Origin of the sequence: Paraburkholderia sp. BL9I2N2 (assembly GCF_004339745.1) — a bacterium.
Classification (GTDB): domain Bacteria; phylum Pseudomonadota; class Gammaproteobacteria; order Burkholderiales; family Burkholderiaceae; genus Paraburkholderia.
Genome location: NZ_SMGP01000004.1, coordinates 651,255 through 673,172, shown reverse-complemented (window position 1 = coordinate 673,172; position 21,918 = coordinate 651,255). Strand labels below are relative to the sequence as shown.

The following is a 21,918-nucleotide window of genomic DNA, read 5'->3' as shown; positions in this document are numbered from 1 at the left end:
ATGAATGCAGGTAAGGGATGGGTGAATCAGCGCTTATGCTAGATCGGTAGCACCAACGCCTGCATGGCGCGAAAATGGCGGAATTGTCAGGAAGGCTAATGTAAGGAAAAACAGTGCTTGAACTGCGGGACGGTTTGCTGAAGAGCAAACGTTTGATGAGCGAAGATAGCCGAGGTTGAGGCGTCGGTTCAACGCGATGTCACGCGAGAGCATCACGAAACATCGCGTCGATTGATTTGCGCGAAGCAAATACTTCACGCATATTGAAAGCTTAGTCGATCACGGCCGATTTGCCATGTCGCTGCCAGCGTTACTTCGCAAACAACGCCGACATATCCGCAAACGCCTTGAATTCCAGCGCATTGCCCGACGGGTCGAGGAAGAACATGGTCGCCTGCTCGCCCACTTCGCCCTTGAAGCGCACGTGCGGCTCGATGATGAAATCAATGCCGGCCGCCTGCAGCTTGTCCGCGGCGGCCTGCCATTGCGCCATCGAGAGCACCGCGCCGAAGTGACGGACCGGCACGGCGTCGCCGTCGACCTTGCTGGTGTGGCGGTGGCCAATTTCCTCGGGCGCGAGGTGCGCGACGATCTGATGACCGTAAAAATTGAAATCGACCCACGCGTCCGAGCTGCGTCCTTCCGGACAGCCTAGCAGTTCGCCGTAAAACTCGCGCGCGGCGGCAAGACTATGAACAGGGAACGCCAGATGGAACGGCGGCAAGGCGGTAGCGGCAACGCTCATGATGGGGAAACTCGCTGATTGGAATTGGGTTGAACATGCATGCGCCTTGAAGGCCACACGCGTGAGGCAAAGTTTAACCATGATTAAAAATGGTGAAAAACGATATATATTTGATCTCACCATCACCAAAATCGATCAATCGATCAATCGATCATGCTGAGCGAACTCAAGACTTTTATCGCTGTGAGCCAGTACGGCACGTTTTCCGGCGCGGGCGCGCGCATCGGTTTGACGCAATCCGCCGTGAGCGCGCAGATGCAGCGGCTTGAAGAGGAACTCGGCTTCGCGCTGTTCGACCGCACCGGCCGCTCCGCCACGCTCAACGACGCCGGCCGCGAAACGCTCGCGCTCGCCGAGGAAATGATGACGCTCTACGCGCGGCTCTCCGAACGTGGCGCGGTCGCGGCGGAAAGCGGCATGCTGCGGGTGGGTGCCATCGCGTCCGCGCAAGTGTCGTTTCTCGCCGACGCGCTCGCGCGCTTTCGCGACGACCGTCCCGGCTGGCGCATTCGCGTCGTGCCCGGCGTGTCGCTGGGCTTGCTGGGGCAAGTGGATTCCGGCGAACTGGACCTGGCCGTCGTCATCAAACCACCGTTCGCGCTGCCGTCCGAACTCGAATGGCGCACGCTCGTCACCGAGCCGTTCGTGCTGCTCGTGCCCAAGGCGCTTGCGCGCGGCAAGGGCGAGGCACGGTCCTGGCGCGAACTGCTGCGCAGCGAGCCGTTTATCCGCTACGACCGCACCTCGTTCGGCGGCAGGCTGGTCGACCGGTTTCTGCGGCGCTCGCGGCTGAACGTGCACGACGTGATCGAACTGGACGAATTGCAGGGGATCGTGCAACTGGTCGCGCGCGGCATCGGCGTGGCGCTGCTTCCGAATAGCGCGGGACTCGGCAAGTGGCCAGCCGGGGTCGTCGCGCTCGAACTCGGCGAGGCGACGTTTCAGCGGGAGATCGGCCTCGTGCAGCGCCCGCGGCATAGCCGGCAGGCGGTGGCGGGTGCGCTCGCCGACTGCGTCGGCGCGGCGGCGGGTGCGTGAGCCGGCAGGCGCCTGCGTGATTGTGCTGTTGCCGGAACAGTCAACTGTATCTGTGAGATTCGGCCTGCCGAGCGCAAAATCCCCGTTCGCGCGACGCTTCGTGACGTTCGCGCCTTTACCCCTGTGCGCACCGAGCCGCACACCTTGCCCGCCGCCGAGGTCCAGCCCATGATCGCCAGCACCTTCCTCACCGCCGATGTTTTGATCGCCTACAGCGCCTACTTCGTCGGTACGGCGAGCCCGGGGCCGAGCAATCTCGCGATCATGTCACTGGCGATGAGCTCGGGCCGCCGCTCTGCGTTGACCTTCGCGCTCGGCGTGGTGTCGGGTTCGTTCTTCTGGGCGCTGCTGGCGTCGCTGGGTTTGTCGGCGGTACTCGCCACTTATTCGGAATGTCTGGTGGCGATCAAGATCGCCGGCGGCCTGTATCTGCTGTGGCTCGGCTTCAAATCGGCACGCTCCGCGTTTCGTCCCAAGGCGCTGCCCACGGGCACCGCGCGCGCGGACGAAGCGCTCAAGCGCCTCTATCTGCGCGGCCTGCTGCTGCATCTCACCAATCCGAAAGCGATTCTGGTCTGGCTGTCGATCGTCTCGCTGGCCATGTCGCCGGCCGGCGGCGCCTCGCACACCACGCCGGTGGTGCTCGGCTGCATGTGCATCGGCGTATCGGTGTTCAGCAGCTACGCGGTGCTGTTTTCGACCGCTTCGGCACGGCGCATCTACTCGGCGATCCGCCGCTGGCTCGACGGGTCGCTCGCGATCATGTTCGGCATTGCCGGCATCAAGCTGCTGACTTCGAAAACCTGAGCGCGCCTGGAAACGCCCGCCGCTCTGCGATACTGTCGCCGTGACGATTGAAGCGGATAGACGAACACGATGAGCGGCGGCAACGAAGTGAACCCGGCAGCGCAACGCTCGCCGTGGCAGAAGCGGCTCTATCTGGCGGGCATCGCGGCGCTGGTGACCGGTGTGATTCTGGCCGTGATCATCTATGCGACCACGCCGCCGCCAGACAGCGCCGTCTCCATGTACAGCATCGCCGATCCGCGCTATCAGATCGAATTGCAGCGTATCGGCGGCAATGCGGCGGTGCTGATGGCGCAGCTTCATCAGTGGTTCGACGGACTGTGGCACGGCACGGCGCTCGCTTATACGGTGGCCGTGCTCGGTGCGGTCATCGCGGGCGTGTGCTTCTTCATCGGCTATTTCTTCGCAAACGAATAAGCGCAACGCCAACAGCCACGCGCCACCCTCGCGCAAACCAGCGCTTACGTCGCCTCTTTCACATGCCGGTCGGGCTTCTCCACGCCGGCCGTGCGCAGCGCTTCGTGCAAAGTGTTGAAAATGCAAGTTTCCTCGACGATCGGCGTGATGCCGTGCCGGTCCATGTCCGAGCGCAAATAGCGGTTCACGCGCGCGAAGAGCACCTTGATGCCAACGCTTTTCAACGTCTGGATCAACTCGCCGATCGAACGCGAGGCCGAATAGTCGAGGTCGGTGATCGCGCTCGCGTCGATCACGAAGCAGTGCACCTTGCCGGGGGCTGCGTCGATCAGGCGGCGCGCATCGTCGACGAAAAAGTGGTCGTTCGCATAAAACAGGTCGGCGCCGAAGCGGTAGACGATCAGGCCCGGCGCGGTCTGGATGCCGGGCACGGCGGGCACCGGCACCCACACGCCGTCGTCGCCGGGGGCGAGAATCATCGTATGCGGACGGTAGCTGTGGCGCACGTGCCGCAGCAGCGAGAGCGCCACCGCCACCAGAATGCCGTGCTCGACGCCGATCAGCACCACCGCCGCCGCGGTGAACACGGCCAGCGCGAATTCGCCGGGACTCTCGCGGCGAATCGCAAACAAGGTCTTCAGATTGATCAGGCCGATGGCGATCGTGAACACGATGCTGGCAAGAATGCAGTGCGGCAGATACTGTAGAAAGCGGCTGAAAAACAGCAGCACCACGACCACCACCGCCGCGAACACGAGCTGCGCGAACTGGCTGCGCGTGCCCGCAAGATCGGCCATGGCGGTTTGCGTCGGGCTGCCGTTCACCACGAAGGCGCCCGAGAACGCCGCCGCCGTGTTGGCCGCGGCGATGCCCAGCAAGTCGGCGTTGGTATCCACCGCCTCGTGATGACGCTCGGCGAACACGCGGCTCGCGGCGGCGCTTTGCGCGACGATCATCACGAAGCAGGACGCCGCCACGGGCAACAAATCGAGCATCTGCTGCCATGTCACCGACGGGATGCGCAGCGGTGGCAAGCCGCCCGCCACCGGGCCGAGCACAGCGATACCGTGGGCCGGGAAATGATATAGATCGCTCGCGGCGATACCCGCCACGACCGCGATCAACGGCACCGGCACGCGTGGCAGGAAGCGCTTGAACGTCAGAATGGCGACGACCACCAGCAGCGAAATGGCGAGCGTCGGCCGATTGACCTGGGTGGCTTCGCGCACCACCAGCACGAGCTGATCGACGCTGCGCGCGGCGTGCCCGGGCAAGCCGAACATGTCGCCGAGCATCGCAATGCCGACCTGCACGCCGACGCCGGCGAGAAAGCCGACCAGCACGGTACGCGACAGAAAGTCGGCGAGAAAGCCCAGCTTGAAAATCCGCGCGATGAACAGCAAGGCAGCGGTAAGCAAGGCGACCATCGCGGCGAGCGCGGCATATTCAGCGCTCGCCGCCGGCGCCATGGTGGAGAGCCGGCTTGCGAAAATCGTGGCGGTTGCGGAGTCGGCGGCCACGACGAGGTGCCGCGAAGCGCCGAAAAACGCAAACGCGATCAGCGGCAGAAAGACCGTATACAGACCGGTGACGGCCGGCATGCCCGCAATGCGCGCGTAGCCCAGCACTTGCGGAATATCCATCGACGCAAGCTGCACACCGGCCAGCGCATCGTGCGCCGCCGCGGCGCGGTTCAGGGGAAGAACGCCCTTCAGCACGCTGGCGCGCGCCGTGATATTCGCCAGAAATTCTCGCATACGCGATACTGCCCTAATCCAGGTTATCGCGCATCGTGCCGCGACTCGGCACTCAAAGGCAAGACTTGTAGCGAGATCGGCTCAAGAAAAGAGAACACCGCATCACGCGCCCCAATGGCGCTGCGGAAAATCACCCACTTACGGATTCAACGCTTGAATTGCCCCGTCACCGGATCCACGTGCCGCGCGAAACCAACCAACGCGGCGATGCAGATCGGGCAGGCAATGAAGAAGACGGCCAACATCTCGCACCCCGTAACATATTGTTACCGCCAAGTTTAAGCGATCACCATGCGAATTGAATGCTGGAAAACAGCAAATCAGTGTGTCGGCAGCTACAACAATCTCGCGTGAGCCCACGATCGTCCGCATCGGGATATCAGCAGAAAATGCGGCGCAAACGGTAGCGAAGCGTATGTTCGAGGGCGCGTGCGATACGCAAACGGTTGCGAGCTCATTCACCCGTCGCGATCGAAAAGTCGGCTTTCCTTTTCACCGTCCGGCAATTAGACGAACGCTTCTAGCGGTTTGCGCGCGCATTGGAATCATCAGGCAAGAAGCGATCGACTCGCGACCCGGTCATGGCTCTTTTCCATGCTCCGCGCGGTCTCCCCGTATAATCCGGCATGACCCGAATCCCGCATCATCTGCCCTCGCAACCGGCCGCTTGTCGCCGCCGCGCCGCCCACCGCCCTTCGGCGGTCGCATGAAAACTCCGAAACGTCTGCTCCCGCTGGTCGAAGAAGGCCTGATCGACGAAGTCATCTGCCAGTTGATGAGCGGCAAGGAAGCCACCGTCTACGTGGTGCGCAGCGGCGACGCCACGCGCTGCGCGAAAGTCTACAAAGACGCCAAGCAGCGCAGCTTCCGCCAGGCCGCGTCCTACCGCGAAGGCCGCAAGGTCAAGAACAGCCGCCAGCAGCGCGCGATGGAAAAAGGCAGCCGCTATGGCCGCGAAGTGCAGGAACAGGCCTGGCAGAACGCCGAAGTCGACGCGCTGTTCCAGCTCGCCAACGCGGGCGTCCGCGTGCCGCAGCCGTTCATCTGCACCGACGGCGTCTTGCTGATGGAGTTGGTGACCGACGCCGACGGCAATGTCGCGCCGCGTCTGAACGACGTCGAGCTGACGGAAGAACGCGCGCTCGACTTGCATGCGCTGCTGGTGAACCAGGTGGTGCGCATGCTGTGCGCCGGCATGATTCACGGCGACCTGTCCGAGTACAACATCCTGCTTGCCGCCGACGGCCCGGTCATCATCGACCTGCCGCAAGCGGTGGACGCCGCCGGCAATCTCGAAGCGCCCGCCATGCTCGAGCGCGACGTCAACAACCTCGCCACGTATTTCGGCCGCTTCGCGCCCGCGTTGCTGGACACCACCTACGGCAAGGAAATCTGGTCGCTCTACGAAGCGGGCGCGCTGCATGTCGACGCCGCGTTGACCGGCCGCGTCGAACTGGACACCACGCCGATCGATCTCGAAGCCGTGCTCCAGGAACTGGAAGATACACGGCTCGACGAAGAAGCGCGCCTGCGCTACGAGCAGTCGCTGCGCAGCGGCACCTGAGCGTTAGCCGCGGGCGGCACTTCGCCGCCTCGCGAGACGCCGCTACGTCGTGCGGCTCAAACGCGCCGCCTCGATCGCGGCCGCCGTCACACCCGGCGCCGGCCCCACCGACTCACGCATCGTCACGCTCACTGGAAACTCACGGAAAATCTCCCACGTGGTCCGGTAGCACTGATTGAGCAGCCAGCGCACGGCGTTCTGCGTCAGTTCCGCAGTCGGAATATGCACCGACGTGAGTCCCGGCGCGGCATAAGCGGCCGAGTAATCGTCGTCATAGCCGATCACCGAGACCTCGTCGGGAATGGCAATGCCCGCCTGGTGAAAACGCGCCAACGCGCTCACGGCCATCGTATCGTTCGCGCAGAACACGCCGGTGAAGGGACGCTTCGCGTCGAGCAGCTTTTGCGCGGCGGCGTAGCCGCCTTCCGGTGAGAAGTCCGATTCGATCAGCGTGACGTCGTCGCGCGCAATGCCCTCGCGCGCCAGTTCGGCAAAGAAGCCTTCCAGACGCGTCTGGTTGTCCGAGGCGCTGAACGGCCCGGAAATCACCGCGATGTCGCGGTGCCCGTGATCGAGCAGCGTGCGCGCCGCCAATTCGCCGCCACGATGATGGTCGGCGCAAAACGACGCTTCCGGCAACTGATCGAACGCGCGGTTCAGAAACACCATTTTCGGGTGCATGCGGTGCAGCATGATCAGATCCTCGTCGTGCAGATCGTGGCTGATCACCACCACGCCGTCGCAATCGCGGCCGATCAGAAAGCGCACCGCCTCGATGGCCTGCTCGCGCGGCGACACTTCTCCGCAGCCCGTCGCCACCACCACGTGACGGCGCACCGCGCGCAGTTCGGTATCCGTCTGCTTGAGAATCGTGCCGTAATAGGAGCCGAAGAAAGTCGGCACGAAAATGCCGACCATGCCGAGCGACTGCGTTGCCATGGCCCGGCCGATGGAAGACGGACGAAAGTTCAAACTGTTCGATGGCCGCCTTCACACGGGCGGCGGCATCGGCTGAGATGGGTCCTTTACCGGAAATGGCACGCGAGGCGGTCGACATGCCCACGCCGGCCAGTGCCGCGACATCTTTGAGTGTTGCCACGCGGATCTCCGTCAAGCATGTTGTATTTTCAGTGACGCCGCGTGCCGGCGCTACAAGCGCGCGCCGCCCGCTTCGTCGAACAGAGAGACATGGGTACTGTCGAACGAGAACGCCGCGGTGTCCCCTATCGCCAACGGCGTCTTCGTCTGGTCGATCGATGCGACCTGCACTCCATGATAGTCGAGCCAGATGACGCGGTGGTTGCCCATCGGCTCCACCAGCGAAACTTTTGCGTGTTCGCTCGCGCCCTCGGCCAGGCGCACGTCTTCGGCCCGCACGCCGAGCACGCACGGCAACCCGTTGGCCGGCGTGTTCTTGAACGGGTACGCCGACACGTCGAGGCGCCAATGGCCGGTGCTGAAGTGGACCCTGCCCTCGCGTGTTTCGAGCGTGCCCTTGAGCAGGTTCATCGCGGGCGTGCCCAGAAACGTCGCGACGAACAGGTTGTCGGGGCGCGCGTAGACTTCGGCGGGCGTGCCGAACTGCTGGATCACGCCGCCGCGCATCACCGCCATGCGCGTGGCGAGCGTCATCGCCTCGACCTGATCGTGCGTGACGTAGATCATCGTCGCGCCCAAACGCTGGTGCAGTTGCTTGAGTTCGCGGCGCAGTTCGGTGCGCAGTTTGGCGTCGAGATTCGAAAGCGGCTCGTCGAACAGGAACACGTCGGCTTCGCGCACGATTGCCCGGCCGATCGCCACCCGCTGCCGTTGGCCGCCTGAAAGCTGCGCCGGTTTGCGCTTGAGCAGCGGCCCGAGTTGCAACATCTCGGAGGCGCGCGCCACGCGCCGCGCGATCTCCGCTTTCGGCGTGCCGTTGATGCGCAAGGCAAACGACAGGTTGCGCTCCACGCTCATGGTCGGATAGAGCGCGTACGACTGGAACACCAGCGCGATGCGCCGGTCCTTCGGATCGGCCCAGGTCATGTCCTCGCCGGCAATTTCGATGGCGCCGTCGGTCACGTCGATCAATCCGGCAATACTGTGCAGCAAGGTGGATTTGCCGCAGCCGGACGGGCCGAGCAGCACGACGAATTCGCCGGCTCGCACGTCGAGATCGAGGTTCTCGATCACCGTGTTCGCGCCCAGCCGAATGGTCAGATTGCGCACGGCGACGTTGGCCGGATTCGTGAGACCCGCCACGTCCGCCGCATCGGAACTGCCGGCCACGCCCGCCATGTCCACGGCGTTTGCCATATTAGCCACGTTTGTCATCGCCCTATCCCTTGACGGCGCCGGATGCAATGCCGCGCACGAACCAGCGGCCCGAAACGAAGTACACCGCGAGCGGCACCATGGAGGTCAGAATGGTCGCCGCCATATTGACGTTATAGAGGCGCTCGCCGGTCGTCGTATTGATGATGTTGTTCAGTTGCACCGTCATCGGCAGGTTTTTGGTGCCGGCGAACACGAGACCGAGAATGAAGTCGTTCCAGATGCCCGTCACCTGCATGATGATCGCCACCACGATGATCGGCGTGGACATGGGCAGCATCAGTTGCACGAAGATGCGCCAGAAGCCGCCGCCGTCGATGCGCGCCGCCTTGAACAGCTCCTGCGGAATCGACACGTAGTAGTTGCGAAACAGCAGCGTCATCACCGGCATGCCGAAGATGGTGTGAATCACCACGATACCCGGCAGCGAACTGAACAGATGCACGCTCGCCAGCACGCGCACGAGCGGATAGACCATCACCTGGACGGGAATGAACGCGCCCATCAGCAGCACGCCGAACAGCAGGCCGGCGCCGCGCGGTCGCCAGAACGACAGCGCATAGCCGTTCACCGCGCCGATCGCGATCGACAGAATCGTGCTCGGCACGACGATGCGCACCGAGTTCCAGAAGCCGACCTGAATGCCGTTGCAATCGAGTCCGGTGCACGCGGACTGCCACGCGGCGCTCCACGCGCTGAGCGTGAAATGCGCGGGGAACGCCAGCAGATTGCCGAGGCGGATCTCGCTCATCGGCTTGACCGAGGTGACGAGCATCACGTAGAGCGGCAGCAGAAAGAACAGCGCGGCCGTCAGCAAAAATGCATAGACGCCGAGGCGCGCCGGTGTGAATGCAGTGCGGCGGCGACGCGGCCGCGCGCGGCCCGGCGTGCCGCCTTTCAGCGGCGGACTGAGCGTGTTCATCACACCTCCTTACGCAAGGCCGCGCGGCTGCGGGCGTAGAAGAACGGCGCGAGAATCGCCAGCACGGTGGCCAGCAACACGATCGACGCCGCCGACGCGAGCCCGATGTTGGCGCGGCCGAACAGATAGTCCATGATGAACTTCGCCGGCACTTCGCTCGCCGTGCCGGGGCCGCCTTGCGTCATCGCGACCACGGCGTCGTAGAGCTTCACGACCATCACGAACAGCAGCACGAAAGCGGTGGAGATCGACGGCCCGAGCATCGGCACGACGATGCTGGCATAGACACGCCAGCGCGGAATGCCGTCGATGCGCGCGGCCTTCCACAACTCGTCGTCGATGCCGCGCAAACCCGCGAGCAATAACGCCATCACCAGACCCGAGGCCTGCCACACCGTCGCGATGACGATGGTATAGATCACCCAGTCCTGATCGACGATCCAGTCGAAGCGCGCGTGCGCGAAACCGAGCTTGTGCAGCACGGCCTGCGCGCCCAGTTGCGGGTTCAGGATCCACTGCCAGACGAGTCCCGTGGCCACGAACGACATCGCGTACGGATAGAGAAACACCGTGCGCAATGCGCCTTCGGCAACCACGCGCTGATCGATGAAGATCGCCAGCAGCAAACCGATCACCATGCACGCCACGATAAAGCACGCGCCGTAGATCACGATGTTTTGCAGCGACAGCAGCCAGCGATCGTTATGGAAGAGCCGCACGTATTGCGTGAAGCCCGCGAAGTCGCCGGAAGGAAACGTGCGCGAATTGCTGAGCGACACGCGCGCGGTCCAGATCATCGTGCCGAGATAGGCGAACACGACGGTCAGGACCATCGGCAGCAGCGCCAGCCACGCCGCGAACGGAAAACGCTTTTTGAGCGGCTTCTTCAGCCGCGCTTGACGTGTCTTCGACCCCGCGGCCGGCAGCTTGAGCGCGTGCATGCTGCCCACCTAGCTCTTCAGCGCACTGGCGAACGCTTTCTGCGCGTCGTCGACCGACTGGTTCTTGTTCCAGAAGTTGGTGATGACGTCGATCAACGCGCCCTGCGTGTCAGGCGAGAGCAGCATTTCCGGATTCGGCAACTGACGCGACTTGTCCTTCATGATCGCAATGCCCTCCTTCGCGCAGATGTCGAGACTGCTGCCGTCCACGTCGGGACGAATCGGAATCGAGCCTTTCTTCGCGCTGAATGCGACTTGCGCGGCCGGCGAGGTCATCACCGTGGCAAGCAGATTCTGCGCCTTGATCGTGGTGGGATTGTCCGTTTTCGGGAACACGAACACGTCGCCCGCGACCAAATACGGCGAATGCGGACCGAAACCGGGGAAGCAGCCGAAGTCCTTGCCGGCGACCTGATTGGCCGCGGAGAATTCGCCCTTGGCCCAGTCGCCCATGATCTGCACGCCCGCCTTGCCGGAAATCACGAGCGCCGTGGCGTCGTTCCAGTTGCGGCCGGGCGAGCCGGCATCGACGAAATCGTGCAGGCGCTTGAACGACGCCAGCACTTTCTTGAAGGCGTCCGACTTCACGGCGCTCATGTCGCGGTCGCGGTACACCTTCATATAGAGATCGGGACCGCCCACATCCGCCAGCACCGCGTCGAAGGTGATTTTCTCCTGCCAGGGCTGGCCGCCGAGCGCGAGCGGAATCACGCCCGCGGCTTTCAGCTTGCCGAGATCGGCGATGAACTCGTCATAGCTTTTCGGCTCTCCGGCAATGCCGGCTTTCTGGAACACCGGCTTCGAGTAGAAGAACCAGGCCGGCATATGGATATCCACGGGCGCGGCGTAGTAATGCCCCTTCACCTTGATGCTGTCGAGAATCGACTGCGGGAACACGCCGTTCCAGTTCTCTTTCGCGGCGACGTCGTCGACGTTGTTCAGCAGGCCCTGATCGATCAGGTCGTGAAACTGCTTGGACGTATTGAACTGCGCGGCAGTGGGTGGATCGCCGCCGACGATCCGGTTGATCGCCGTGGAGCGCGCCTGATCGGCGCCCGCCACCGCATTGTCGACCCACTGGCCGCCGGCCTTGTTATACGCATCGGCAAACTGGCGAATCGCGGCCGACTCGCCGCCCGAGGTCCACCAGTGAATCACGTTGGCCTTCAAAGGCTCCGCCTGCGCGACGACGCCATACAACGCCAGTGCCGCAACCACGCCTCGCAAGACCATTTTTTTGCTGTTCATTCCGTCTCCTCCAGGCTTGGCGCCCGTGTTTCAAGTCGACATACCAACCAGCTCCCGCCTGCTATTCACTGCGTGCTTTGCGCTCCTTCAGAAACTTCGACACCAGCTCCGCGCTGCGTTTGATCGTACGCTTCTGGGTAGCGTAATCGACATGTACGACACCGAAGCGACGCTCGTACCCGAAGGCCCACTCGAAGTTGTCCATCAGCGACCAGAGGAAATAGCCGCGAATCTCCACGCCGGCCTTGATCGCCTGGTCGACCGCGGCGAGATGGCGCTTGAGGAACGAGATGCGCTGGCTGTCCTCCACATGGCCGTCGATCACCTTGTCGTCCGACGCCATGCCGTTTTCGGTGATGTAGATCGGCGGCAGATTCGCATACGTGGCCTTGAATCCCGTCAACAGATCACGCAGGCCGTCCGGATACACTTCCCAGCCCATCTGCGTGCGCTCCACGCCTTCGAGCGGCACGTCCCTGAAACCGTGCGCGCCATCGCTCGCGACATTCGTGCGGAAATAATAGTTGATGCCGAGGAAGTCCAGCGGCGCGGCAATGGTCTGCATGTCGCCGTCGAGCACCAGCGGCTCGGTGCCCGGCCACAATTCGAACAGATCCCGCGGGTAGCTGCCCTTCAGAAGCGGATCGAGAATCCACGCGTTGTGCTGCACTTCGAACAGATGCGCTGCGCGCTGGTCGGCGGCGCTCCCGCTATTGGCCGTGCCGCGTCCGATGTTGGCGACGATTCCTTTTTGCGAAGCCGGATCGTTGGCGCGCAACACCGGCACCGCGAGGCCGTGCGCCAGCAGCAGATGATGCATGGCCTGGGTGGCGTAGCGCGTGTCGGCGAGCCCGGGCGCGTGGTGGCCGTTGCCGTAGCCCAGAAACGCCGAGCACCACGGCTCGTTGAGCGTCGCCCACGCATCGACGCTGCCGGCCAGTTCGCGGCTCATCAGGTCGGCGTAATCGGCGAAACGGTACGCGGTATCGCGATTGAGCCAGCCGCCGTGATCTTCCAGATGCTGCGGCAAGTCCCAGTGATACAGCGTCACGGAGGTCGTGATGCCCTTCTCTTTCAGCCGCGCCAGCAGACGCTTGTAGAAGTCGATGCCTGTGCGGTTCGGCGCGCCGGCCGCATCCATCACGCGCGGCCACGCAATCGAAAGCCGGTAGCCTTCGAAGCCGAGTCCGGCCAGCAGGTCAACGTCCGCTTCCCAGCGATGATAGTGATCGCAGGCCACCTCGCCGGTGTCGCCGGCCAGCACTTTGCCGGGCGTCGCCGAGAAGGTGTCCCAGATGGACGGCAGGCGGCCGTCTTCGTTCACCGCGCCTTCGATCTGATACGAAGCGGTGGCCGCGCCGAGCAGAAAGTTCTTGCGCCACAGCGACGAATCCGCGGGCGGGGTGAAAGGGTCGGCGACTGACTGGGAATGGGGGGAGAGAGCGTCGGATACAGCGGATGTGTCGTTTGCCACGGATTCTCCTGCGCTGAGGTCGTTGAACCGGGTACGGTGGAAGCTCCGGCGTACCTGCGTCCGAAACTGAGTGGAAGCGCTTCCACATGACCTGCGAACGATAGCAGCGGCGGATTCGACGCAGCAATCAGGGTTTGTCTGGAGACGTACCGGCAGGCGCGGCACCGCGATGCACTGGGCATCCCGAGAGCCTCTGCCGGCGGCGAATCGAAGACGTTGTAAGCGCGGCGGTCACGATGTCATACGCCGCCAGCGCGACGCAATCTCAAGGTTTCGGTGTCAGGTCGAACACGCCGCTGTCGTAGGCTTCACAGTACGTTTTCCAATCCGCCGCGACCTGGGCCTCGCATTGCGTCGCGATATTGACCAACGGCAACTGCCAGTCTTTACGATTGCCGAACGCAATCAACTCGTCTGCAATCGACGACTTCTGCCGGCCGCCGCTGCGCAGATGCGCCCATGCGCTCAACTCGGCCATGCTGTTGACCACCTCTTCGAGACGCGGCAGCTTGCCGTCCCAGTCGCTCAAGGCCACGCGATCTTCGGAAGGCTGCAGGCTGCGCAGCACATACGAGCGCTGATTGAATTCGACCGCATGCAGGAACGCCTGCGAGACCGCCTGATTGCGCCGCTGAATTTCGACGACGCGCTGCGCTTCCGTCTGCCACGCCGGCTGCGGCGTACTCAAGTGCGGCGTCACGGAAGAAGGCAGCGCCTCTTTCAGATCGATCAGATAGTTGCCGTCCGGCGAGCCTTTTCCTTCGACGAGGATCACGTAACGATCCACGCCAAGGCTCCCGGTGCCGGCAATCCGCCGCGCCACGTCGAGAATGCGAAAGAAGTCGGGATTGGGCTCGCCCGCGGCGAACTTCTGCATGAACTGCGTGACGGCGGCACGTTGCGTGTCGCTGACCGCCAGCGCTTTCTTGCCGTCCACTTTCAGCGTGCGGGTTTTGCCTTTGAGCGTGGTGCGCCGGTCCAGATGCGCAACCCGCGTGCGGCTCGCGAGCGCGACGAACAGATCGCGCACCATGCCGGTCGCGGTTTCCCCTTCGATCCAGCGCGACTTGCCGTACGCGAGCGCCGCGCCATACGCTTCCAGCGCGGTGTGGCACAGCGCCAGCGCCTGCGCGCGGCTCAGCTTGAGATCGCTCGCGCCGACCAGCACGCTCGTCAACAGCCGCACCAGTTCGTAGAGATTCGGCGCGAGACAGGCCTCGTCGAAGTCGTTGTTATCGAAGTAGACGAGGCGATTATCGGCCTTGTAGCTGCCGAAATTTTCCAGATGCATGTCGCCGCAGATCCACACCGGCGGCGCGTCGTCGAACACCTTGTCGCGCGGCAGGCGTTCGTAAAACAGGTGACATGTGCCGCGCAAAAACACGAACGGTGAAGTGCGCATGGCCTTGTATTTCATCGCGAGCCGTTCGGGATCTCGACCGGCGTTGAAACTGGCGATCGTCCTGGCGATATCGAGCATGAGTTTCCTTTGCATGTGAGGCTCAGCGCGAGCCTCGACCATCGTTCAATGCGGGCGCATGGACTCCGCAAGCGCATGCAGATCGAGCGGCTTCACGCGAATCACGCCACCGCGCGCACTGTCCATGTCGGCGATCATGAGCGCCCACGCCGCATAAGGAATGCGGTTCCATCACGTGGCTTGCATATTGCCCTGCGTGTCGAGCACACCGTTCATTCCCGCGACGGCGAGCGCGACCATCGGCGTGGGCTGCGCGGCGGCCGACTGCTTCACAGTAGACCACATCGCGTCGTCCTCGATTTTTCTGAAACGCCGCGGAAGCGCCGCGCCGATCCGCGCCGGCAGCCACAGCAACGCGAAGGACACGATGAAAACGAGCGGCGGGTGATCGAGACTAGTTTGCATGGTTAGCGTTTTTCTCGGTGCAGGTGTTGCTCACCACACGGGCACGCGTCTAAGCCGTTTCCCGCGCGCCGAACTTCTTGCGATACGCACCCGGACTCGTCAATGCGATGCGCCGGAAATGCCGACGCAATGATTCTTCGGAACCGAATCCCGCCAGTTCCGCGACGCGCGCCATCGGCAGCGGCGCCTGCGCTTCGAGCAGCTCGCGCGCGATGGCCACGCGCTCGCGCACGAGCCACTCATAAGGCGCCATGCCGGTGGCATCGTGAAACTGCCGCTGCAGTGTACGCGGGCTCATCGCCGCCCGCTCGGCGAGCGAGCGCAACGTGTGCGGCAAAGCGGGATGACTGCGCACCCAGTCCATCAGTTTGGACAGACGACCGCTGTCGTCCTGCGGCATAGGACGCGGCACGAACTGCGCCTGGCCGCCCTCGCGATGCGGCGGCACCACGAGCCGCTGCGCGACCCGGTTCGCCACCGCGCTGCCGTGATCGCGCCGCACCAGATGCAGCAGCATGTCGAGCCCGGCCGCCGAACCTGCCGAGGTGATGATCTGCCCTTCGTCGACATAGAGCGCGTCCGGCTGCACGCGCAATTGCGGATAGCGCTGCTGCAATTTTTCGGCATAGCGCCAGTGCGTCGTGACGGTCTTGCCGTCGAGCACGCCCGCCGCCGCGAGCACGAACACGCCCGAGCAGATCGAACAGAGGCGCGCGCCGCGCGCATAGGCGGCGCGGATTTTCTTCAGGAGCGGTTCGGGGGGCACTTCGTCGGCATCGCGCCAGCCGGGAATGACGATGGTGTCGGCGCGCTCCAGCAACTTGAGCGTATAAGGCGCGGCAAGCGTGATGCCGCCCGCCGCCCGGATGGGGCCCGGCTCGCTTGCGCAGACCGCGAAGCGATACCAGTCCACGCCGAGCTCAGGACGCTCGAGCGCGAACAGTTCGGTCACGCAGCCGAATTCGAAGGTGCAGAGCCGATCGTAGGCGAGCGCGACGACGAGATGATTGTGCATGGCGTGATGTTACCGGAGATTGACGATTCCGCCACTTATCCCGCGTGGCGCGCAACGCCACAATGAAGGCGTCCGAATCGCGATCGCCAGACAACTACACACCCACCGCTCCTACCGGAACCTCACTTCACCATGCCGACCTTGAACGCCGTTACCGCCATTCCCGCCGCCGACAGCCCCGCCGCGCAAGCCCACTTCCAGGCCTCGCTGCGGTTCGAAACCGATTGCGCCGACGTCCACGAAGCGCTCGCGAGCGGCGCGCCCGGCTTCGTGCTGCTCGACGTGCGCGGCCCCGCGCTGTTCGCGCAGGGTCACGTGCCGGGCGCGCTCAATCTGCCGCACGGCAAGATCGTGGCGTCGAAGCTCGCCGGCTATCCGCGGGAGACGCTCTTCGTCACGTACTGCGCGGGTCCGCATTGCAACGGCGCCGCGCGCGGCGCACTGCGTCTCGCCGAGTTGGGGCGGCCCGTCAAGCTGATGAGCGGCGGCATCACCGGCTGGCTCGACGAAGGCTTCGCCCTCGCACAAGCGGCGCGCGCCGGCGAGACGGCCGACGCCAATGGCTAACATATTGAAAATGAATTAAATAAAAGCCCCGAACTGTCGATAACATGTTCAGCCGCTTCCCTCCTGGCGGTTGGACTGAACATGCAGAGCTCATACAACCTTTGGCTGGTCACCATCTCATTCGTCGTGGCGACGCTCGCGTCGTACACGGCGCTCGATCTGACCGGCCGGATTTTCCTGCTGGCATCGGCGCGGCTGCGGCACGCCTGGCGGCTGGGCGGCGCCGCGGCGCTCGGCGTCGGCATCTGGTCGATGCACTTCATCGCGATGCTCGCCTTTTCGCTGCCGATTCCGCTCGGCTACGACTTCGCGACGACCGCCGCGTCGCTCGGCCTCGCGATCGGCGCCTCCTATCTGGCCCTGTACGTCACGACGCGTGTGCGGCTCACCGCCGGCCGCCTGCTGGCGGGCGGCGTGGTGATGGGCTTCGGCATTGCCGGCATGCACTACACCGGCATGGCAGCGATGCAGATGGCGCCGGGCATCCACTATCGGCCGGCGTGGTTCGCGGCATCGCTCGCGATCGCGATCGGCGCGTCGACCGCCGCGCTGTGGATGGCCCGCGCGCTCAGCAACGACGACGCGCGCCACGTGGTGCGCAAGCGTCTGGCCGCGGCGCTGGTGATGGGCGTTGCGATCACCGGCATGCATTACGCCGCCATGGCCGCCGCGGAGTTTCCGCTCGGCGCCGTCTGCGGCGCGGCCAAAGGCGTGAACGCCACGTGGCTCGCGACCTCGGTGATCCTGCTTACCTTTGCCATTCTGATCGTCACGCTGATGCTGTCGCGTTTCGATGCGCGCACAGCCTTTCTGGTCGGCGCGGTGTCGAAGCTGAACGGCCAGATCGTGCGGCTCGCCACGCTCGACACCCTGACCGGATTGCCGAATCGCAGCACGCTGACCGACCGCATCGAACGCGCGATCCTCAGCGCGCGCCGGCAACGCACGCTGTTCGCCATCCTCTTCATGGACCTCGACGGCTTCAAGACCATCAACGATTCGCTCGGCCACTCGGCCGGCGACCAGGTCCTGACCGCGTTCGCGCAGCGCCTGCTGCTGTGCGTGCGCTCGAGCGACACCGTGGCGCGGTTGGGCGGCGACGAATTCGTGGTGTTGTCCGAAAACCTCGGCTCGCGCGAAGACGCCGGCGCGCTCGCTGAAGGCGTGCTCGAGCGCATGCGCCTCGGCGTGTGGACCGACTCGCAACCGCTGCAGGTGATGCCGAGCATCGGCATCGCCCTCTATCCGCACGACGGCGACACCGTCGAAACGCTGTTGAAGCACGCCGACGCCGCCATGTACGAGGCTAAGCGCGCGGGCCGCAGCACCTATCGCTTCTTCGAACGCAGCATGAACGAAGCCGCCACGCGCACGCTGCAGATTCAGAACGCGTTGCACGACGCGCTCGCCGCCGGTCATTTTTCGCTGCACTTCCAGCCGAAGTTTCATGGCAGCGGCAACTCGCTGGCCGGCGCCGAAGCGCTGATCCGTCTGCATCATCCGCAACTCGGCACGTTGACGCCGCTCGAGTTCATTCCGATCGCCGAGCGCTCGGGGCAGATCGTGCAGATCGGCTATTGGGTCGTGCGCGAAACCTGCCGGCAGATTCGCCAATGGGTCTCGCAAGGCCTGCCGTCGATGAAAGTGGCGATCAACCTGTCGCCGCGCCAGTTGCTGCAGCCGAACCTGGTGGCGAGCATGCTCGAGATCGTTGAGGCCGAAGGCGTGGCCTGCGAGCAGATCATGTTCGAGATCACCGAAACCGTGGCCATGCAGGACGCGCCCAAAACCATCGAAATGATCCGCGAATTCCAGGCGAGCGGCTTCGAGATCGCGATCGACGACTTCGGCACCGGCTATTCGAGCCTCGCCTATCTGCAGCGTTTTCGCGTCAAGCAACTGAAGATCGACCGCTTCTTCACCAACGGCCTCGACGCGCACGGCCCGGAAGGCAGCGCGATCGTGTCGGCGATCATCGCGCTCGCGCACTCGCTGGAAATGGACGTGGTGGCCGAGGGCGTCGAAACCGAATCGCAACTCGACATGCTCAAGACGATGATGTGCGATGAGATGCAGGGATTCCTGCTCGGCAAGCCGCTCAGCGCCGACGACTTCGGCAACCTGCTGCGGGAAAGAATGGTGGCCGCGTGAGCCTGACGATCGTCTGAAGCGCGCGGCGCGGCACGGCCATGCGGCCGGCCGCACCGCGGCCGGCGCTGGATCTCGTTTCCACTATGAGCGCTTGAATGGGACCGCTCGCCTTCTCAGGCGCCATGCTTGACGATCCCGCATCGAGCGCCTGGACCTTCAGCCGGCTACATCGACGAATCGATGCGTCCATAGACACCCGTCGTCGCCGTCGGACCTGCCGCGAAAAACAGCGTGTTGGAAGGCTGGTTGTCGGCGTTGTTGCCGAACGCCAGGCCCCAGAGCCCTGGCTGCGTCACCTTCGAACCATCGGCCTGTGTGAGCGGCCCTTTCGAGTCGCCAGTCGCAGGATCGAACGCATTGATGGTGCCGTCGCCGAAGTTGCCGATCAGCAGATCGTTGCTGAACGCGCCGAAATTGGCCGGCGCCATGGCGATCCCCCACGGCGAATTGAGCGGCCCGTTTGAAGTGATGCGCTTGAGCAGGTGGCCGGCGGTATCGAACGCATCCACCACGCCGTTGCCCGCACCGCTCTGATCTCTGTGACCATCGGGCCCGAGCTTCGCATACGCCACATAAATCGTAGTGCCGACGGCCTGGATGCCGAACGGATTAAAACCCGCAGGTACGTTCGGATCGCTGAAGGCGCCGGCAACCGTGACCTTCGTGAAAGTCTTGTCGAACATATCGACTTTGCCGTTATGGAAATCGGCGGCGTACAGCATGCTTGCGCCGGCGTTGCTGGCGATCGCGAGGCCCGTGTATTCGGCTGCGCCCGCGCCGTCATCGTGAACGGTGACAGCCTGCGTCGGCAGGACCTTGGGCGACCAGGCCGCGATCGTGCCGGCGAGGGTGGCAAAAATGAATGCCGCGTTACCGGTTGCGCCATTCGCCGTGACGGCGAAGTCCGTGGTGCCGTTGAAAACGATACCGGTCGGACTCGCGGGTTGACCGCTTGCGGCCGGCGGTAGCGTGACGACGAGCGACTGCACCACGCCATTGCCGTCATACAGCGACGACTTCTGTGTATTGTTATCCGATACCCAGACGGGGGTGGTCGGACCGAACGCGATGCCCCAGGCGTTTTGCAGATTGGGGTCGACGTGCGGCGCGGCGACGCTGCCGTCGGACACGAGAATGGTCGACTTGAATGTACCGGCGGTCGGCGTGGGCATATTGTTGTCCGAATTGCCGCCGCACGCAGCCAGTGCGAGCGTGGCCGCTCCAGCAAGCGAGAAAACAGTTGCAAGCTTATGCATGTCACCTCCTGATCTTTGGATGATTTGCCTATAGTCCCCGCGCGGCATAACCATTGGCGACGCGCGTCGACCCCTTTCTGTTCTGAACGAGCGCACCAACCCGCGAGCGGCGTGGATGGCATCCTTGCCCCTCGACCTTCGCGTCGGCGGTTCGTCGTCATTGCGCATTGAACGATCAAGCACGCGTGTTTATTCCGTGCGATCCGTATTTGAGCTACCTCAGGTTCGCATTGCGAGGCGGTGGTGCGCACGCACGTTGATATTCACTCGCGGCGCTCAGATGGCAATTGACTTTCAACGGCAATTACAAATCACCTTCATGCCATGGCGTGTCGCATCCTGCACGAGCTGCGACGGCGAATAGAAAACCATCGGCTGACTGTTGAGCATTGCGAAGGGAAACGCGACGAATGAAGCGCTACTCGGACCGGCACCGTCACGTTGATGAGGTGGTAACGGGACTGGGCAAATGTGGGCGGTTGCTCGGTCATGTATTGCGACTACCCGGTGCAGAAGATCCGCTTCGATGTGCCCTCGCGCGAGTCGCTTTCGGCTTGCATACGCGTCCGTTGTTGTGGAATGTTAGATATACGAAACTCACACGCATGTGGCGCGAGTTCGCGTGATGCAGACTGTGACAGGCTACTATCGGGGAATCGTGCATCCGCGGCGAGTGGGAGCTGAACCTGAGTCGGACGATCCGCACGAAACTGAACAGGAATTCGCGCGTGAGGATCGGGCACGAGATGCAGCGCTCGCTCTTGCCAGCAAGTTGCTTAAAGAGCATAAGTTATGAATTACCGCCTCGCCTCTGCGAATCTCGATAACCGGCGAAGCGTCGAACACGGCGATGGAGACAGCTATGTGGACTTGCCGAAACTGCAATGCGCGGTTCGCCGTCGATGAGGTCGAGCCCCAAATCGATGAGGAAGGATTTTTTTTCATTTGTCTTGGCTGCGACTACCGGAACAAGCTCGCGGACATAGGTCGAGACCCGGCAGGACGCCCGCAACTGGTCCAGCGCGACGACGAGTAGCGCGCCCTTTCGGAGACGGCCACGAAGTTCGACGATAGAGAGTTCCGCGTCGACGCGTCGCCTCCCGATGCACGCATCGAAGAGGACTGCACCTGCGGTTACTGCTGCGGCGTATTTGCGCGCACTCCCCGGTGCCGCCGGCGCGACAATTCTGGATGTTCCTGAACGCGGGGCAGCACTGATTCACCTGCGCCGGGGAGCCGGCTTACACATAGTTCCTTCATGCTAGGATTTCTCAAAGACTCCGAGAGAAACCTTCATGGCCAGCCACAATTTCTCGTACCACGAGGTCAACTACAGCGTTTACGTGACCCAACAGAAGGACGGCAGGTGGGACTGGGCATACACGTTGACCAAACCGCCCATCTACTGGAAAAACCCGGAGACGCCTGCGGGAACGCCAGAGCAGGCAATCGAACAGGCTCGCGTCGACGCGGAGCGCCGCATCGACGCGATGAAATAGGCCGTCGAAAATGGCCCGTACCGTCCGGCATGGCTTCAATCCGGCCGCTTGCGCGGCTCGTATCGTGTTGTCGATTCGTCGACGTCGGGGGAGGCGTGTCGCGCCGCACTCATAAGGAGAGCGGCGACGTCCGTCCGGGATCATTCAGCGGAGCCGATGTCGATCATCATCATGAAGCTCCTGAATGGCGATCCGACACAGGTTCCGCGGACGGGCAGGCAGGATCGCGTGAATAGATCGACAAAAGTGTGGGCGTCGCCCCGCTTTTTCCGCGCAGGCTCAAACGCACGCCACCGGCTCTGTTCAGGCGGTACGACAG

General features: G+C 63.5%; 18 protein-coding genes and 1 pseudogene. 7 read left to right on the top strand and 12 right to left on the bottom strand.

Annotated elements, in window-relative coordinates; genetic code table 11:
* Positions 1-310: 310 nt before the first annotated feature.
* Positions 311-745 (bottom strand): VOC family protein, encoded by a 435-nt coding sequence (locus B0G74_RS39460; protein WP_132382460.1) that lies wholly within the window; start codon positions 743-745, stop codon positions 311-313.
* A 153-nt stretch (positions 746-898) separates the two neighbouring features.
* Between B0G74_RS39460 and B0G74_RS39455 the strand changes: the two genes are divergently transcribed.
* The 3 genes from B0G74_RS39455 to B0G74_RS39445 all read left to right on the top strand — a co-directional run bounded on the left by B0G74_RS39455 (position 899) and on the right by B0G74_RS39445 (position 3,007).
* Entirely contained in the window at positions 899-1,783 is an 885-nt protein-coding gene (locus B0G74_RS39455; RefSeq protein WP_132382458.1) for a LysR family transcriptional regulator, read from the top strand.
* A gap of 168 nt (positions 1,784-1,951) precedes the next feature.
* Positions 1,952-2,590 carry a LysE family translocator gene (locus B0G74_RS39450; RefSeq protein ID WP_132382456.1) on the top strand — a complete coding sequence of 213 codons (639 nt, stop codon included), beginning with the start codon at positions 1,952-1,954 and terminating at the stop codon, positions 2,588-2,590.
* A 69-nt stretch (positions 2,591-2,659) separates the two neighbouring features.
* Entirely contained in the window at positions 2,660-3,007 is a 348-nt protein-coding gene (locus B0G74_RS39445) for a hypothetical protein (RefSeq protein WP_132382454.1), read from the top strand.
* 44 nt (positions 3,008-3,051) lie between these two features.
* Here the strand turns inward: B0G74_RS39445 and B0G74_RS39440 are convergent, their stop codons facing one another.
* The gene (locus B0G74_RS39440; protein ID WP_132382452.1) at positions 3,052-4,764 is read right to left on the bottom strand and encodes a SulP family inorganic anion transporter; all 1,713 of its coding nucleotides are present in this window, start codon (positions 4,762-4,764) and stop codon (positions 3,052-3,054) included.
* Positions 4,765-5,470: 706 nt separating this feature from the next.
* On the opposite strand from B0G74_RS39440, the gene B0G74_RS39435 reads away from it, so the two are divergent.
* Complete coding sequence (locus B0G74_RS39435) at positions 5,471-6,328, top strand: PA4780 family RIO1-like protein kinase (RefSeq protein ID WP_132382451.1); 858 nt, start codon at positions 5,471-5,473, stop codon at positions 6,326-6,328.
* Positions 6,329-6,370: 42 nt separating this feature from the next.
* Here B0G74_RS39435 and B0G74_RS39430 read toward each other — a convergent pair.
* The 9 genes and pseudogenes from B0G74_RS39430 to ftrA all read right to left on the bottom strand — a co-directional run bounded on the left by B0G74_RS39430 (position 6,371) and on the right by ftrA (position 16,126).
* Positions 6,371-7,427, bottom strand: a pseudogene (locus B0G74_RS39430) (substrate-binding domain-containing protein).
* Between the two features lie 50 nt (positions 7,428-7,477).
* A complete protein-coding gene (locus B0G74_RS39425; RefSeq protein WP_243658535.1) occupies positions 7,478-8,623 on the bottom strand; it encodes an ABC transporter ATP-binding protein in 1,146 nt (381 codons plus the stop codon).
* 22 nt (positions 8,624-8,645) lie between these two features.
* Positions 8,646-9,563, bottom strand: a complete 918-nt coding sequence (locus B0G74_RS39420; protein ID WP_132382449.1) for a carbohydrate ABC transporter permease — start codon at positions 9,561-9,563, stop codon at positions 8,646-8,648.
* Positions 9,563-10,504 carry a sugar ABC transporter permease gene (locus B0G74_RS39415; protein WP_132382447.1) on the bottom strand — a complete coding sequence of 314 codons (942 nt, stop codon included), beginning with the start codon at positions 10,502-10,504 and terminating at the stop codon, positions 9,563-9,565. The genes B0G74_RS39420 and B0G74_RS39415 overlap by 1 nt, the downstream gene beginning before the upstream one ends.
* Positions 10,505-10,513: 9 nt before the next feature.
* On the bottom strand, positions 10,514-11,752 hold the full coding sequence (locus tag B0G74_RS39410) for an ABC transporter substrate-binding protein (protein ID WP_132382445.1): 1,239 nt from the start codon (positions 11,750-11,752) through the stop codon (positions 10,514-10,516).
* Positions 11,753-11,813: 61 nt separating this feature from the next.
* Entirely contained in the window at positions 11,814-13,226 is a 1,413-nt protein-coding gene (locus B0G74_RS39405) for a GH1 family beta-glucosidase (protein WP_132382443.1), read from the bottom strand.
* 265 nt (positions 13,227-13,491) lie between these two features.
* Positions 13,492-14,706 carry a DUF2252 domain-containing protein gene (locus tag B0G74_RS39400; protein WP_132383278.1) on the bottom strand — a complete coding sequence of 405 codons (1,215 nt, stop codon included), beginning with the start codon at positions 14,704-14,706 and terminating at the stop codon, positions 13,492-13,494.
* Positions 14,707-14,877: 171 nt separating this feature from the next.
* Positions 14,878-15,111, bottom strand: coding sequence for a hypothetical protein (locus B0G74_RS39395; RefSeq protein ID WP_243658534.1), 234 nt, complete (start codon positions 15,109-15,111; stop codon positions 14,878-14,880).
* A 49-nt stretch (positions 15,112-15,160) separates the two neighbouring features.
* Positions 15,161-16,126, bottom strand: coding sequence for a transcriptional regulator FtrA (gene ftrA, locus B0G74_RS39390; RefSeq protein ID WP_132382441.1), 966 nt, complete (start codon positions 16,124-16,126; stop codon positions 15,161-15,163).
* A 132-nt stretch (positions 16,127-16,258) separates the two neighbouring features.
* On the opposite strand from ftrA, the gene B0G74_RS39385 reads away from it, so the two are divergent.
* Both B0G74_RS39385 and B0G74_RS39380 read left to right on the top strand, forming a co-directional pair.
* The gene (locus tag B0G74_RS39385) at positions 16,259-16,693 is read left to right on the top strand and encodes a rhodanese-like domain-containing protein (RefSeq protein ID WP_132382439.1); all 435 of its coding nucleotides are present in this window, start codon (positions 16,259-16,261) and stop codon (positions 16,691-16,693) included.
* Between the two features lie 81 nt (positions 16,694-16,774).
* Positions 16,775-18,844 (top strand): EAL domain-containing protein, encoded by a 2,070-nt coding sequence (locus B0G74_RS39380; protein WP_132382437.1) that lies wholly within the window; start codon positions 16,775-16,777, stop codon positions 18,842-18,844.
* Positions 18,845-19,008: 164 nt separating this feature from the next.
* Here B0G74_RS39380 and B0G74_RS39375 read toward each other — a convergent pair whose 3' ends face one another.
* Positions 19,009-20,100, bottom strand: coding sequence for a TIGR03118 family protein (locus B0G74_RS39375; protein WP_132382435.1), 1,092 nt, complete (start codon positions 20,098-20,100; stop codon positions 19,009-19,011).
* Between the two features lie 1,295 nt (positions 20,101-21,395).
* On the opposite strand from B0G74_RS39375, the gene B0G74_RS39370 reads away from it, so the two are divergent.
* Positions 21,396-21,599 carry a hypothetical protein gene (locus tag B0G74_RS39370; protein ID WP_132382433.1) on the top strand — a complete coding sequence of 68 codons (204 nt, stop codon included), beginning with the start codon at positions 21,396-21,398 and terminating at the stop codon, positions 21,597-21,599.
* Positions 21,600-21,918 lie beyond the last annotated feature (319 nt).

Coding starts and splice junctions, on each gene's coding strand:
- B0G74_RS39420 (WP_132382449.1), bottom strand. CDS start 9,563: ATGAACACGCTCAGTCCGCCGCTGAAAGGCGGCACGCCGGGCCGCGCG.
- B0G74_RS39385 (WP_132382439.1), top strand. CDS start 16,259: ATGCCGACCTTGAACGCCGTTACCGCCATTCCCGCCGCCGACAGCCCC.
- B0G74_RS39425 (WP_243658535.1), bottom strand. CDS start 8,623: ATGGCAAACGCCGTGGACATGGCGGGCGTGGCCGGCAGTTCCGATGCG.
- B0G74_RS39400 (WP_132383278.1), bottom strand. CDS start 14,706: ATGCTCGATATCGCCAGGACGATCGCCAGTTTCAACGCCGGTCGAGAT.
- B0G74_RS39395 (WP_243658534.1), bottom strand. CDS start 15,111: ATGCAAACTAGTCTCGATCACCCGCCGCTCGTTTTCATCGTGTCCTTC.
- B0G74_RS39450 (WP_132382456.1), top strand. CDS start 1,952: ATGATCGCCAGCACCTTCCTCACCGCCGATGTTTTGATCGCCTACAGC.
- B0G74_RS39440 (WP_132382452.1), bottom strand. CDS start 4,764: ATGCGAGAATTTCTGGCGAATATCACGGCGCGCGCCAGCGTGCTGAAG.
- B0G74_RS39375 (WP_132382435.1), bottom strand. CDS start 20,100: ATGCATAAGCTTGCAACTGTTTTCTCGCTTGCTGGAGCGGCCACGCTC.
- B0G74_RS39370 (WP_132382433.1), top strand. CDS start 21,396: ATGGCCAGCCACAATTTCTCGTACCACGAGGTCAACTACAGCGTTTAC.
- ftrA (WP_132382441.1), bottom strand. CDS start 16,126: ATGCACAATCATCTCGTCGTCGCGCTCGCCTACGATCGGCTCTGCACC.
- B0G74_RS39435 (WP_132382451.1), top strand. CDS start 5,471: ATGAAAACTCCGAAACGTCTGCTCCCGCTGGTCGAAGAAGGCCTGATC.
- B0G74_RS39380 (WP_132382437.1), top strand. CDS start 16,775: ATGCAGAGCTCATACAACCTTTGGCTGGTCACCATCTCATTCGTCGTG.
- B0G74_RS39460 (WP_132382460.1), bottom strand. CDS start 745: ATGAGCGTTGCCGCTACCGCCTTGCCGCCGTTCCATCTGGCGTTCCCT.
- B0G74_RS39410 (WP_132382445.1), bottom strand. CDS start 11,752: ATGAACAGCAAAAAAATGGTCTTGCGAGGCGTGGTTGCGGCACTGGCG.
- B0G74_RS39455 (WP_132382458.1), top strand. CDS start 899: ATGCTGAGCGAACTCAAGACTTTTATCGCTGTGAGCCAGTACGGCACG.
- B0G74_RS39415 (WP_132382447.1), bottom strand. CDS start 10,504: ATGCACGCGCTCAAGCTGCCGGCCGCGGGGTCGAAGACACGTCAAGCG.
- B0G74_RS39445 (WP_132382454.1), top strand. CDS start 2,660: ATGAGCGGCGGCAACGAAGTGAACCCGGCAGCGCAACGCTCGCCGTGG.